11 protein-coding genes are annotated in these 14,392 nt (G+C 57.8%); 4 read left to right on the forward strand and 7 right to left on the reverse strand.

Annotation, left to right across the window (positions count from 1 at the left end):
- The first annotated feature begins 84 nt into the window (after nucleotides 1-84).
- The 4 genes from H6G07_RS10580 to H6G07_RS10595 all read left to right on the forward strand — a co-directional run bounded on the left by H6G07_RS10580 (nucleotide 85) and on the right by H6G07_RS10595 (nucleotide 4,490).
- Nucleotides 85-789 (forward strand): potassium channel family protein, encoded by a 705-nt coding sequence (locus tag H6G07_RS10580; protein WP_073608314.1) that lies wholly within the window; start codon nucleotides 85-87, stop codon nucleotides 787-789.
- 3 nt (nucleotides 790-792) lie between these two features.
- Nucleotides 793-1,965 (forward strand): anhydro-N-acetylmuramic acid kinase, encoded by a 1,173-nt coding sequence (locus H6G07_RS10585; protein ID WP_073608313.1) that lies wholly within the window; start codon nucleotides 793-795, stop codon nucleotides 1,963-1,965.
- A 148-nt stretch (nucleotides 1,966-2,113) separates the two neighbouring features.
- Nucleotides 2,114-2,575, forward strand: coding sequence for a hypothetical protein (locus H6G07_RS10590; RefSeq protein WP_073608312.1), 462 nt, complete (start codon nucleotides 2,114-2,116; stop codon nucleotides 2,573-2,575).
- A 373-nt stretch (nucleotides 2,576-2,948) separates the two neighbouring features.
- Complete coding sequence (locus H6G07_RS10595) at nucleotides 2,949-4,490, forward strand: serine/threonine protein kinase (RefSeq protein ID WP_190740707.1); 1,542 nt, start codon at nucleotides 2,949-2,951, stop codon at nucleotides 4,488-4,490.
- A gap of 27 nt (nucleotides 4,491-4,517) precedes the next feature.
- On the opposite strand, the gene H6G07_RS10600 is transcribed toward H6G07_RS10595, so the two are convergent.
- From H6G07_RS10600 to H6G07_RS10630, 7 genes are all read right to left on the reverse strand, one after another.
- Nucleotides 4,518-5,390, reverse strand: coding sequence for a universal stress protein (locus H6G07_RS10600; protein WP_073608310.1), 873 nt, complete (start codon nucleotides 5,388-5,390; stop codon nucleotides 4,518-4,520).
- Nucleotides 5,391-5,982: 592 nt separating this feature from the next.
- Nucleotides 5,983-6,177 (reverse strand): NblA/ycf18 family protein, encoded by a 195-nt coding sequence (locus tag H6G07_RS10605; protein ID WP_073608309.1) that lies wholly within the window; start codon nucleotides 6,175-6,177, stop codon nucleotides 5,983-5,985.
- Nucleotides 6,178-6,699: 522 nt separating this feature from the next.
- Nucleotides 6,700-7,455: a PP2C family protein-serine/threonine phosphatase gene (locus H6G07_RS10610; protein ID WP_073608308.1), complete on the reverse strand. Its 756-nt coding sequence runs from the start codon at nucleotides 7,453-7,455 to the stop codon at nucleotides 6,700-6,702.
- Nucleotides 7,456-7,475: 20 nt separating this feature from the next.
- A complete protein-coding gene (locus H6G07_RS10615) occupies nucleotides 7,476-9,209 on the reverse strand; it encodes an ABC1 kinase family protein (RefSeq protein ID WP_073608425.1) in 1,734 nt (577 codons plus the stop codon).
- Between the two features lie 237 nt (nucleotides 9,210-9,446).
- Nucleotides 9,447-9,776: a DUF6825 family protein gene (locus H6G07_RS10620; protein ID WP_073608307.1), complete on the reverse strand. Its 330-nt coding sequence runs from the start codon at nucleotides 9,774-9,776 to the stop codon at nucleotides 9,447-9,449.
- A gap of 124 nt (nucleotides 9,777-9,900) precedes the next feature.
- Entirely contained in the window at nucleotides 9,901-11,424 is a 1,524-nt protein-coding gene (locus H6G07_RS26680) for a serine/threonine-protein kinase (RefSeq protein ID WP_139297017.1), read from the reverse strand.
- Nucleotides 11,425-11,489: 65 nt separating this feature from the next.
- Nucleotides 11,490-14,264, reverse strand: coding sequence for a CBS domain-containing protein (locus tag H6G07_RS10630; RefSeq protein ID WP_073608305.1), 2,775 nt, complete (start codon nucleotides 14,262-14,264; stop codon nucleotides 11,490-11,492).
- Nucleotides 14,265-14,392: the final 128 nt, after the last annotated feature.

Below are 14,392 nucleotides of genomic sequence, written 5' to 3' on the forward strand. Positions count from 1 at the left end.
GATACTGGGGATACAGTAGTGAGTGATAAGATCTGATCGGTCTAAGGACAGAGCAGTGCTTTTTAACGAGGTAAAACTACGGTTGTGAATTTGTCATCGCTGACGTTTTTGCGCAAAATGCGATCGCCCAATCGCCAGTTTGCTGTAATTGGTTTAGGGCGGTTTGGTCGAGCGGTTTGCGCCACCCTCAACAACCTGGGCTATGAAGTGCTAGCTGTCGATACCAACGAAGTCCATGTTAGCCAGGCAATGACTGACCAAATTGCCGCCCATGCTCTCCAGCTAGATAGTACCCAGCCGTCGGCTCTCCGCGAAGCGGGCATCACCGACTTTGATACGGTGATTGTGGCGATCGGCAACTATGTCGAAGAAAGCATTATCACTACCCTCAATCTAAAAGAGGCGGGGGTAAAAAATGTGGTGGCTAAGGCCTCGTCAGAGATCCACGGCAAGCTACTCGATCGCGTCGGAGCCGATCACGTCGTCTTCCCAGAGCACGAGATGGGCTGTGAGCTGGCGCGATCGCTGACCTCCCCCGGCATTCTCGATCGCTTCGAGATTGACCCCAACCACTGTATTGCCGAGATCATTGTGCCCCAGGCCTTTGACCAAAAAACCATTGTTGACCTTGACCTGCGCAACCGCTACGAACTCACCTTGCTGGCGATTAGCCAAGACAACGAGCCTGAGCAGTTTGAGATCAACCCCAGCCCTGTCACTCGACTCAAAGCGGGGGGGCTGATGGTGGTGATTGGCAGCAATCGAGGTCTAGAGCGTCTACCGGTATAGCCCATGCGCGTAATTGGACTCATTAGCGGCACCTCGGTTGACGGCATTGATGCTGCCCTCGTTGAGCTAGATGGGCAGGGCTACGACCTGACGGTGTCGTTGGTTGAGGGGTTAGCCTATCCCTACCCCGACGAGCTGCGCCGACAGATTTTGGCCCTCTGCGCGGGGGAAGCGATCGCCCTCGACCAGCTTGCGGCCCTCGACGACGCCGTGGCCCAGACCTTTGCGGCAGCGGCCCAGGCGCTCCTCGCCCAGGCTGGCCCCGCCGACCTGATTGCCTCCCATGGGCAGACGGTCTTTCACCGTCCAGTAGGCCGCCCAGCGCGGCCCGATCAGGGGCCAGCCCAGCTGGCCTACACGCTGCAACTGGGGCGCGGGGTGGCGATCGCCCAGCAGACTAACCTGCCCACCGTCAGCAACTTTCGTCAAGCGGATATCGAGGCCGGGGGCGAAGGGGCACCGCTCGCGCCGATCGTCGATCTCTGCCTGCTCAGCCACCCCACCGAGCGGCGCTGCGTGCAAAACCTGGGCGGCATTGGCAATGTCGCCTACCTGCCCCCCTGGAATCGCCAGGGCAGCGCCCCCAAGGTGCTGGGCTGGGATACGGGGCCAGCCAATTCCCTGATTGACATAGCCGTCCATAGCTTATCGGCGGGGGCACTCACCTACGATGTCGACGGCGCTTGGGCGGCGCAGGGCGTGCCCTGCCTACCGCTGATCAGCCGGTGGCTAGAGCACCCCTACTTCACGCAGCCGCCGCCAAAATCCACCGGGCGCGAACTGTTTGGCTGGGATTTCTTTAATCGTTGCCGCCAAGATGCCCAAGAAGAAGGGTTAGCGCCGCAGGACTTGGTGGCGACCCTGACCGAGTTTACGGCGGCCTCGGTAGCCCACGAGTACCGCACCTTTTTGCCTGCCCTGCCCGATCGCCTGCTGGTGTGCGGCGGCGGCAGCCAAAACCCAGTGCTGATGGCGTGTCTCCAGGCGCAGCTACCCGAGATCGTGGTGCAGACCACTGACGCGGTGGGAGTGTCAGCTAACTATAAGGAAGCGATCGCCTTTGCGGTATTGGGCTATTGGTATCGCCAGGGCTTCCCCGGCAACCTGCCCACCGTTACCGGAGCCAGCCGCTCCGTGGTGCTCGGGCAGGGTCATAATATTGCCCTGCCTCGCTAGGTTTAGCGGTTGCCGAAGCCCCATACCCCAGTCTGAGCAATAGGGCGTATGCTTGAGAAGCACGGGACAGCGGACAGCGGGCTATGCCGGACATTAGCAGCGACACAACCGATGTTCCGGCCCATGGGAACGGCTGAGGGAGCATTGTGTGGACCATAGCTTTTTAATTGAGCCTGGCCGGTGGACGCTCCAGGGTAGCTGGATGGAGCGCGATCGGCTACCTACGCCAGTGAAGGGAAAAATTTTAGTCGCCTGGAGTCGCGACGACTGGTTCACGATGGTGATGAAGCTGGCTTTGCCCGATACCCAGCCCAGCGAGATGGCGCTTCAGTATCGGGGTCGATTGACCAGCGGCGACTGCCAATACACCTTCGTGCTGCAGCACAGTCTGCTGGGTCGAGTAGAGGGCGAGGGCTGGGTGGCCCCAGACTCGATTATTCAGCGCTACTGGGCTTTGGGCGATCGCCAGCGCCGCACGGGGTTTGAGACCCTATATCGCCTCGACCACGATCGCTACCACCTCTCTAGCGGCATTATGACCGGCCACTACCTGACCAGCGCGATGGAAGCAACCCTGCATCTGCAAGGGGCCTCAGCGCCAGGAATGTGAACGGCCTCTCTATAAGTGCTTCTAGGAGAATGTACTACAGTAAAAACAACACCTTTTAGATGCAGCTGGGCATATTAATTCTATGGTTCTTGGCTGCTGGCTGAGCCCAGTCCGAAGTATTGCAGGGCGCACAATTGGGTTGGATCTTAGTCAGCAGGGTATCAGTGGGCCACCCCAGTACCCTGGCCTAACCCTAGGGATCACACGACTGGGCTAGCTACGGTTCGTGGCCCCGCTTGCCAACGAACAGCTCACAGAGTTGAGTGAATCGGTTTGATCTTTGGCCCCAAATCCGTCGCCACTCTCAGCTTATATCCTCCTTCAATGCATCCCCCTTGCCTGCCCCTCCCTGCCTTCTGGCTAATACCATTCTATGGCTGACTCAAACCTAGGCTGTAAATTAGCAAATCGCTACGAATTGTTAGAACCTCTTGGCCAGGGTTCAATGGGTCGGGTGTATCTAGCCGAAGACCTGCTGCTGGGCAGTGTGAAGGTAGCGATCAAGCTGCTTTCCCAAACCCTGCCCGGCGAAAAAATGCGCGAGCGCTTCATGCAGGAGGCCATGACCTGTGCCCAGCTAGGTCAAAAAAGCATTCACGTAGTACGCGTCACCGACTATGGCGTCAGCGACGAAGGCGTGCCTTTCTACGTCATGGAATATCTACAGGGGCAAAGTCTCAGCCATCTGCTCAATCTTCAACCCCTGCCTATGCCTCGTTTTTTGGGCCTGATTCGGCAAATTTGCCTGGGTCTTCAGACCGCCCACGAAGGCATTATTCTCAAAACCCAGCCTGAGCCGGTGCCGATTATTCATCGCGACATCAAGCCCAGCAATATTATGATCGTGCAAGACCCTACCCTAGGGGAGCTGGCGAAGATCTTAGACTTTGGCATTGCCAAACTCATGCAGGTCGATAGCGATCAGACCAACTGCTTTATGGGTACTCTGGCCTACGCTTCCCCTGAGCAAATGGAGGGCCGTGAGCTCGACGGTCGCTCCGACATCTACAGCCTCGGGGTGATGATGTTTCAAATGCTGACTGGCCATTTGCCTCTCCGGGCCAGCAGCCATACCTTTGGTGGCTGGTACAAGGTGCACCAGACCCAGTCGCCCAAGCTAATGAGCGAGGTGGCCAGCAGCATTAAAATTCCTAAGTTGCTCGAAGACCTGGTGATGAGCTGTATGGCTAAGCTCGCTGAAGATCGCCCCCAGAGCACTCAGGAAATTTTGCAGATTTTAGAGCCGCTCCAATCTCGCTACGTCAACGGTTTTCGCATTAGCCAGCGGATTAGCACTACCCTCACCCGGGTGCCGGTCACTCGCCAGCCAACGGCCACCGAATCGCTCAAGGACGACCAGGTTTGTAAGCTAACCGTGTGGCCCACCGCCAAGCCCATAGCCGAGATTGTCTTTCCCCACTCGCTGCCCACCAGTCAGGGGCCACTAGCGACCCTGTGGGCGATGATGCCCGAGGCCGAAATTAACCGGCGGCTAGTCAGCACCCGCTACAACACCTTTATCTGCACCATGGCTCCCCACCCCATGATGCTCTGGCTGACAGTGCTCTATAGCAGCTCCTATGGCGCGCGCTGGCTGCCCTGCTATCTCGATCTCAAAACTGCCTTGGGCCAAGATATGGCTGGATTGCTGGGTAAAACCGGCACCTATAAGCTGCTGCTCTTTGCCCTCGAGAACCCGCGTCCCTGTGCCCATGTGCTGAGCTGTAGCGTCTCTGACCCTCAGCGCAGTCTGCTCCAGGAATGGGCGCTGACCGCCCGCAGTCGCCCCTCTACTGGGGCGATCGCCACTAGCCGCGACCTGTTGCGCAACGAACTCCAGACCAAGCTCAAAGCCAAGGTGCTGCAAAAGCTGGAGTCGATCTACGTCGATACAGGCTCTAGCCTCTCTGACTAGCGTCGTTAGCGCTCACAGGGGGCGGGCTTAGGAAGGGAAAAACAGCACTGGATGCCAGCTGCTACGCAGAATTTCACGGGTGAGGCTGGGGGCTGACCACTTGAGAATGCCGCCAAGGTTGCTAGAGCAGGTGGCGATCGCCCCAATATCGTGCATTTCAGCAGCTTTCAGAATTTCTGCTAGGGGGCTACCTTCGACGATGGTGGTATTGACCACTAGGTTGAGGGCCGCCAGCTCCGACTGAAGCTGGTCAAGTTCCTGTTCGGCTTGCTTCATTGGGTTATCGCCCCGCAATTCCCGGCGCATCGTTTCATCAATCACCCACAGCAGGCGCACCCGTTCTAGCACCGAGTTGGGGTTGCTCTTCACCTGCTGATGAATTTTTTTGATCAGGTTTTTGCCTCCCTGGGTGCCGTCGTAAGGCACTAGCAGGTAGCGAAATAGGTGGGCACAGCGCAACTTTAGCTCAGCGGTCGTGTAGGTCGACACGAGCTGGGGCCGCAGAATAATAATGGGAATGGTCGTCTTTTCGGCTAGACCAGCAGTAGTGCTGCCAAACAGTTTTTCTTCCAGCAGGGTGCGGGTTGGGCTACCCAAAAAAATCACGTCGCTCTGGTGCTTTTTAGCCAGACGCAAGATGCCCTCGCTGGCGCGTCCCATCTGCACTTCAACGGCGACATCAATACCGTCGGGCACATCGCGCAGCAGCGTCTGCAAGCGCTGGCGGTAGTTTTCCAGCAGCTCCGGGCTATCTCGCGGAATTTCCCGCTCACTGTCTACCGACACATTGTGGAAAAACACCAGAGACCTAAACCCCCCAGCGACGAGGCTCGGCACAAACTGAGCAAGACGGTAAATACCGTCGGTAAAGTCGGTACAAATGAGCGCGCGCTGAAACATAAGTCCCCCGATCAGGTGCAACAAAGCAGACAAAATTTGCGATCGCCCAATCTGGCAATCGTTGCGGCATGTTCCTCCAGGCCGTCAGCGGCCCTTGGGGAAGCCCTTCCCATTACCATAACGTTAGACAGGGCCGTTTCAACCCCTTAAAGGTCGTAGCTCCCTTCTGCGCAGAGGTTCTGTAGGCTAGCTAAACCGGTTAGATCTCGACGGCGGCGATGTCGGATTCCTTAAAAATCCGAAAATGGGCAAAACGGAGAGCTAGAAAAGGTTGGCTTGACCGACGTGCTGTGCGCTCGCTGCAGAAAAGCACTGGGTCGTTAAAATAGCTGGTTCACCAATGGACAAAGCATCAGAAGCGCGTTGCGATCGGTTGATCAAAATTTTTGGTAGAGCTATAGCTCTGATGAATGTTCTTAAAAAACAAGCGGATTAAATTAGGTAGCCTCTAGGTCAGCGCAAGCTTCGATTGTGCAGCTAATTAATCAGTTTTTAGCATCGAAGGTGACGCCCCAGCATCCCCGGCCTGATTCAAGAGAATCGTGCAAGAGAGGGAGGTCGCCGTCTTCATGCTGTTTTGGCGACGTTAGCCCTACATCTGAGGATTTGGCCCAATTCCCCATTCGTGCTTGAGAAAGTGCTTGTACATTGTCTCTCGCATCATCATCTGCTCATACATCTTGACTAGGAACTGCTGGGCCTGCTCCCGACTCATTTTGTCGACCTGAGTTTCAAAGGACCTCAAACTAAACTGCTGCTCTAAAGAGAGTTGCATCGGTTCGTTCATGGATTTGCTCCTGAGAGAGAGAGAGAGAACAACAATCCAGTAGTGGGTAACGACTAGGCTGAGCCTGAGTTACGGCCTAAGGTACAGGTTAGCTTTCTTGAGGAAAACCAATCCCAGCACTGGCTGCTCTACCGGAATAGGTTGTAACCACAGTACTGGCCGAAGCCAATGCGCAATGGTTTACAAATTATAACGATCATTTGACAAAGATCCACTTACTGGTCTTGTAAGCGAATATAGCAAGTCATCCCCAAACCGTCATCTGCCGGTAGAGAATTTACAACTTTTAGCAATGACTGCTAAGTAAAAATGCTCAGGGCAAACTTCTTGGTGGATTCTTTGTTTAGGCTAGGGCAGTGCCAGTGCAGGGGTGCTTTACCCGCATGATTGCGTAGTCGCAGCATTTACAATCGCCACGCATAGAGGCTTTTAGAGCTATATTCGCCTCAATTGCATCGGCTGAAGGGCTGATCGAACACAGATAAAATACCCACCTATTGGAGGGTAAAGTTATTGCCCTAACTAGCTGTTAACGCTGCCAGATGGTGCCGACAGATTCACGACTACCACAGTGATGTTGTCGCGCCCCCCCCGCTGCTTAGCAGAATTGACCAGGGCTGTGGCCGCCGCCTCGCAGGCGCGAATCGACTTGAGGTGAGACGCAATCAGATGATCCGATAATTCTTCGGTGAGACCGTCGCTGCACAGCAGCAGGCGATCGCCACTGTGCACCTCAATGGGCTGAATATCAATTTCGGTGAGGTCATCGCGTCCTAGACACTGAGACAGCACGTGACGCCACGGATGGCTACGCGATTGAGCCGAGCTGACCTCGCCCGCCCGAATCGCCTTGGCAATCCAGGTGTGGTCTTCGGTGAGTTGCTCTAGGTGGTGGCCCCGCAGACGGTAGAGACGAGAGTCACCCACGTGGGCACACCAGGGTTGCGGGTCACTGTCGCGAAAGGTGACCAACACAACGGTAGTGCCCATGTCGGCCCGTTCAGGGTGACGCCTCTGGTCGTCGAGAATGGCATTATTGGCCTGACGCAGGGCTTGCTCTAGGAGCTGGGCAGTGGCTATGTCTTTGTGCCAGTGCTGCTGCAAAAAGGTCTTAATGGCAGCGGTGGCCAAGCGGCTAGCTTCCTGCCCTCCAGCGTGCCCACCCATGCCGTCTGCCACGATGAAAAATCGTCCCTCAGGGTCGATGTAGTAGTCATCCTGGTTGCTGGTACGCAGCAGGCCCGGATCTGATAACCCTGAAAAAACACAATCCACCATAGCAAACTTGAGCTAAACCATTAAGGCAGACGATCGGCCCGGTTAACCTGAAGCACTGCTCGCAAGAACGCGATGCCAGTGCCTACCGCCAGTACTCCAGGTACTAGGGCCAGCCAAACAAACTCAGATAGTACCAGTACCGTTGCCGAAAGGGTAAACGCCCCCACCAAAATGGCGTAGTTATTGGCCATCGTTACCCCACTGATCCGGCGCAGGGCGCGATCGGTCTCGATCGAGCGCACTCGTACGCGAATGTCGCCGCGCTCTAGTTTGTCAAGGGTGTCTTCGATGCGCCGGGGTAGACCCAGAGCAGAGGTGCTGACCTGGGCGGCCTGGCGGCTGAGTTCCCCCAGCAAACTGTTAGCTCCATCGGTCGGATTGCCATTAGACATAAGCTGTGCAGCAAACGGCTTAGCCGCTTCCATAAAGTTAAACTCGGGGTCGAGCCCTTTACCTACCCCTTCCAAGGTAGAAAACGCCCGCATCACAAAGGTAAAGGTGGCTGGAAAGCGAAAGGGCTGATCGTAGGCGACGGCGTAAAGATCGTCGCTAATGGCATTGATGGACTGCTCCTCAAAGGGCTTATCCATAAAGTTATCCAGAATATACTGGATAGAACGACGCACCGGGCTCATATCGTCGATTTGTGCCAGTGCCCCCAGCTCCACCAGGGAGTCCATCACCTGCCCAGCATCGCGCCGAGCGACTCCCATGAATGTACTCATCAGCCGCTGGCGAGTCAACGGCTGCACCTGGCCCATCATGCCAAAATCGTAGAAGATCAAGGATCCGTCGAGACTGACGGCAATGTTGCCTGGGTGGGGGTCAGCGTGAAAAAAGCCGTTGTTCAGCAGCTGGTGTAGGTAGGCTTGAGCCCCCAATCGGGCTAGGCGCTTACGGTCTAACCCAGCGGCTTCAAGGGCATCGTAGTGACTAATTTTAATGCCCGGCATATACTCCAGGGTGACCACGCGGGAAGAGGTCAACCGCCAGAAGACGCGGGGCACGTTGACCCAATCTTCGCCGCGAAAATTGCGACGAAAGGTGTCGGCATTGCGGCCCTCATTCAGGTAGTCAATTTCTTCCCACAGAATGCGGCAGCACTCTTCATAGATACCCAGCCAGTCGCGGCCTTTGCCCCAGCTAGGGTGGCTCTGAAAGTAGCGAGCGATACCCTTAAGAATAGACAGATCGATGGTAAAGAGCGATCGCAGCCCCGGACGCTGCACTTTCACCACCACCTCGTCGCCACTGTGGGTCTGAGCCCGGTGTACCTGCCCCAGACTAGCCGCCGCGAGCGGAATTGGGTCAAAGGTGCGGTAGAGGGTGTGGATGGGCTTGCCCAAGTCAGCCTCAATGATGTCTCGGGCCTGCTCATAGCTGAAAGCCGGTACCCGATCCTGAAGCTTCGACAATTCCTCCACAAATTCAATGGGGAAAATATCGGCACGGGTTGAAAAAAGCTGCCCTACCTTAATAAAGGTGGGGCCTAGGTCGAGAAGAGTTTCACGAATCCAAACAGCCAGCTTCCGCCGCCGGGCTGTCTGAGCCTCTGCAGTCATGGTGCCACCGTAGCTCCAGGCTTTGCCGTAGAGCCAGCGCGCTCCGAGCAGCCGCAGCACAAAACCCCAAATGTCAACAAAGCGGCGCTGGCGAGAGTAGCGGCCTCGATTCCAGCGGTAGGAGTCTTGACGGAAAGGCGGCGTCTTTTCACCGGCAGCGGCAGCTAGGCTCGCCGCGTTGGCTAAGGCCAGTGGAATGGGTTCAGCTCCGTCTAAGGGTGTCTCAAAACCTGAGGTATTTAAGCTGTCATGCGTGCCTTCAACATAGCTTAAGTCACCCTCGCCATGGTCGAGAGGAGAAGGCCGCTGGGCCGATGCGGAGGAGTCAGAAACAGCAGACACTCAGATTCCTAGAACAGAAGGGATGGCAGCAACTTACAGACCAATACAATTCTTGGCATCAGCCTTGGCCTGGGGCCTAGACGGTGTTTAAACCTGGGAGGTAGCCCGATACTGCTGCAAGGCAACTCGTACTTGGGCAATTTCGGCCCGCAGGGTGTCGATGGTGGCCTGTAGATCGGTGGCTGAGCCTGCCGCAGCCGATGCTGAGCTTCCCATGTAGGGTTCTCCAGCTTCTGCCTCGGCCTGCTGGGCCCGAGTCATGACCTCTTCGGTGAACTGGCGAAAGTATTCCCGCTGCTCAGCATCAAACTTACCTACCAGGCTCAAGCCATCGGTCAACAACCGCTCGGCGCGCTCATTAACCGCATCAGCTAGGGCGCGGCCAACATAAAACGCATGCAGCACGGGGCTACTCATGGCAAACCTCAGGGAAAACGGGTGATGTAACAGAATTTCGTTTAACTGTAGAGAATTATAACGTCCTTATTCCTCTAGCACCGGGCGGATATTGAGTTAAGTTTTGGTTTATTTAGCAAACCGTCTAGCTAGACGACGGGGCCGGGGCCGGTGGTTGAAGGGGTGGAGATAGGGGCGGTGGGGCTGCTCCCTCCGTTGGAGCAGGCTCTACAGGAACTGGTGCGGGCAGCGGCTGCGGTGCCGGGGCGGGCTCCACGGGTAGCGGTGTGGGGTCGCTAGGGAAGATGGGTTCAAACTCGGGTTCAGGCTGGGGGGCTACTGGCGTTTCCCAGTTTTCCACGGGTTCAGGAATAGGCTCAGGGACAATTTCAGGCTGGGGCACTGCTGGGGGTGGGGCAGCCGGTTCTTGAGGGTTGGGGGTGAAGTCCGGTACCGGTGCCGAGCCAGGTGGTGGGGTGTTGCTATAGTCGGGGCGATCGCGCCGAGCGGGGGCATCGGCCCAGGGCTGCAAAAGGTCATCGCCATTCCAGTCAGGCAGGGGAGGGAACGACTGATTGGGATTGAGGCGCTCTTGGCTAGCAGAACTAGCGGGCTGGAGTCGGGCATAGAGGCCAAATCCTAAGCCACTAGCCGTGGCCATTAGTCCAGTCGTTACCAAAGCCAGCATTGTTAGCGAACGGCGGTGATGCTGGGTCGCGCCCACCGGGGCGCTGGCCTGCGCCGGATAGTCAATGGTGGTTTGGGGTTGGGCTCCAGGATCAGATTGGCTGAATACGGCCCGAGTTGCGGGGCTAGTGAAGTGCTGGGGCACCGCCCTGGGTGCTGGTGTCGAGGGTAGCTGTTCGGGGCGCGGCAGGAGGGCTTTCCACGCCGACAAAGTAACGGTGGGTGGTCGTTCTTGCAGGGTTGGTGTGGCCCCGTTCAAAAGCCTGGGGCTGCCTAGGGCTAGGGCCGTATCGACAACGGTGGGTAGCTCGGGGTGACGACGACGAACCGCCACTGCCAGGGGAGCGTTGGTGGTCTCAGCCCGCTGACCGGTTAGCAAAAAATACAGCAGGTGGGTCAGGTCGCGCACCATGGCTGATTCTTCTGAGGCAGCCTGATCTTTGTCGGTGGAATTTGGGATGGCGGGGGTGGATGGCGGCAGATCAAATCCTGTGAAGGTGATGGTTTGCTCCTGCGGGTCGTACCACACCTGGTCAGGGGTCAATCGCAGCCCAGCCCAGCCTAGCGGGTGGAGAGTCTCGAAGGCGTCTGCAAGGCGCTGAATAATGGCCATGCTGGGTTGAGGTGCTAGGGGGCTGGCCTCAGTCACCAGGCGATCGAGGGGGATGCCGGAGGGGCTGGCCAGGGTTTGATAGCAGACGCCCTCTTCTTCAAAGCCCCCTAAGCGCGCTGAAAATGCAGCCTGTTTAAGGCTGTTGACCTGGTCGAGGTACTGATAAAACACCTGTCGCTGGGGAGCCTCAGGCAAGTTTTCTGGACTGCGACTGCCCAAGATGCGCAGCTGAATCCACTGTCCCTTAGATACATCCATCGCTAGATAGACGGGGCCAACGGCATCGTCGGTGACCCACGCATCGATCACGTAGGTGCCATTTTGCAGGGCGGTGCCCACGGCTATGGTCATAAAAGCAGAGGGAGTCATTGATCTTTGCCACTCTACCCCTTTCTTTATCCGACGGGGGAGATATGGCAGTAGATTGTGCCCCCTTAGCGTTGAGGATAGTGCTGCTCTAGAAAGGCGATCGCGTCGGCCTGGGTTGCGATCGCGCCATCGAGCTGAGCGGCAAACAGAGTCTCCAGCATCGGCCTAAACCTGGGGCCAGGGCGATACCCCAGGGTCTTGAGCCGGTCACCGTCGATCAGGGGCGCAGTGGGAGCCCACTGAATGAGGTAACGCCACAGGGTAGGGCCTAGCTGCCGAGGATGGCGCGCACTGATGAGCAGGTGAGTGGGCATGTCGGCTTGATTCAAGGCGGCATACAGCTGGCTGGGCGAGGGCTTGGTGGCCACTAGGGCTTGCCACTGCTGTTCCCATTGATCGAGGTTAGTCAGACGCTCAATGGCACGATCGGGCAGTTGTAGATGGGCAGCCAGGGGCGATCGCAACCCAGCCGGTATGGCAGCCAGCAGCCCCTGTAACCGCAGCAGCCAGGGCGGCCCCAACTCGGGCCAGTCAAAGTGCTTGGCCCAGCGACTGAGGCGTCGCAGCTGTTGCCAGAGGGCGGGCGTCATAGTTAGCTCACTGTGGAGACACCGCAGTGCCCCAAGCTGGTCTAGTAGAGCCAGCGCCGACTCCCAGTAGGGTGCCTCAAGAATATATTTCAGCTCGTTTTTGAGCCGCACCTGTAGGGCCGGGGCTCGCCGCATCTGGTGCTGCATCTGGCTGTAAGCCCCGCTGGCAATGGCGTGATGAATGTAGCCCTCAGTCTGGGCGTCAAGGCTAAACCCCAGCCGCACCGCAAAGCGCACCGCTCGGTAGATGCGCGTCGGGTCTTCAATAAAGCTGTTGGCATGCAGCACACGAATGGTGCCCTGGCGCAGGTCAATGAGCCCGCCAAAGTAGTCAAGCAGCTGTCCGGCCCCAGGATTAGTAAGCCGCAATGCTAGAGCATTAACCGTAAAGTCGCGGCGGTAAAGGTCTTGCTGAATAGAGCTAGCTTCGACTTCGGGATTGGCGGCAGGGTAGGGATAAAACTCCGTGCGGGCGGTGGCAATGTCAATCATCAGCCCGGCCAGAGGATGGTCTAACTCTTTACGCCAGACTAGCGACGCCGTTTGAAACCGCCCATGGATCTGTAGATCAACCTCTGGAAATCGTTCTTTGACCACAGTCGCCAGGTCAACCCCAGCCCCCACTTGGGCAGTGCTGAAAAATCCATCAACCACTAGATCGAGGTCGGGCAGGGCGGCTGCAACTGGGTCGGTACAGATCAGCAGATCGCGCACCGCGCCGCCCACCAAGTAGAGGTGCCAGCCCCGCTCCTCGGCAGCGGCGGTGATTTGCCGCAAAATCCCTTGCAAGACAGGGGACAGACTGGCTCCGAGGGTCTGCCGTAGGGTGATGGCAGCAGGTGGATTTAGTCGAGCGGGTTCGAGCGAGGGAGAGGGTTGCCCCTGGTGTAGGTGACGCAGTAGGTCGGTGCGGGTGACGATGCCCACCAGTGCCCCCTGATGCAGCACCGGCAGGCGGCCAATATCGTAGGTCACCATTAGGTGCTCAATGTCGGTGAGGGGGGTGTCGGGGGTAATGGTTTTGAGATTGGTGGCCATATAGCCCTTGACCGGAGCGTGGCTAAAGCCATGGTGAAGAGCCAGATCCAGGTCGCGGCGAGAGATGATGCCGACCAGGCGATCGCCCTCATCGACCACCGACAGACCCGAATGGCCATAGCGCAGCAAAATCCGCTGGGCCTCATGGATCGTGGTGTCGGGGCGAATGGTGCGTACCGGCGACGACATCAGATCGCGGGCGATGGGCTGGTGGGGTAGGTGCGATCGCACCGCCGCCATGACCTCCTGTACCGTCCCTAAGGGGTCCTCCGTCGTCACGCTGGCCGAGGCAGCCGCAGCATGCCCACCGCCGCCCAAGGCTGTCAGCACCGTGCCCCAGTCGAGGCGATCGCTCACTCGGCCTCGGGCTCGGCCAATTAGCGTGAGTTTTTGCAGCCCCATCGCTGGGTCGGATAGATCGCGGTCTGATAAACCAGCGGCATCCGCCTCTTCCTTGGCGGCGTAGTAGGCCCCAAAGAGCAGCCCATCGGCATCGGCTAGGGATATCAGTCGCTCTGCCAGCCCCGACAGACCCGGCACATACCCATCCACCCGCAGCAACACCCAGGCCAACGTATGGCCGCCCACGGCCTCTACCTGGAGGGAGGCCATGGCCTCGGTCAACAACCCCTGCAAAGTGGGGCTCAGTCCCGGTTCGACAAAGTCGGCAATAATCGAGAGGCTAGCCCCATGGGCCATTAGCCAAGCCAGGGCAGAGGCATCCCGCGCCGTCGCCCCTTCGTACAGCAGCGAACCGGTATCGACATGAATGCCCAAGGCCATGACCGTTGCTTCCGCCACGCTGGGCTCAATCTTTGCTTTTTGTAGGGACTCCACCACTAGGGTAGTGGCTGCCCCCACAGCCTCAATCGTGGTCTCCTGGGCCTGCACCGTCTCGGCACTGGTGGGATGGTGATCGTAGATCTCGATGGGTACCTGGTTGTGTTCAGCCTGGGTAATCCAATCGTCGGCTGGGCCAAAGCGATCGCGCTGCTGAGCATCGACCAGGGTGAGGCGGGCAATCTGGCTAGGATCCACCGATCGCCGCTCAATCAGCGGGTACTCGTCCCGGTGGAGGGCCAAAAATCGCTGCACCGTTGGATGGCAGCCCCCAGTCAGCACAATGCGACACCCTGGCCGCAGGCGTGCCAACCCCACAGCAGCCCCTAAGGTGTCAAAATCGGCGGTGGTGTGACAAAGGACTAAGTCCATAATTTTCGGGCCTTTTTTAGGGCCATGCTTTCCGGCGGGGCCTCTTTCTGATAGCGTACTGGTTAGGGTAGTGTGGCTGTTAGCCTGGGCTGATCAGGTTGTTCACCGCCGTCTCCGCTGCTGTGTTT

This window comes from Phormidium tenue FACHB-1052, assembly GCF_014696675.1.
Lineage (GTDB): Bacteria > Cyanobacteriota > Cyanobacteriia > Phormidesmidales > Phormidesmidaceae > Nodosilinea > Nodosilinea tenuis_A.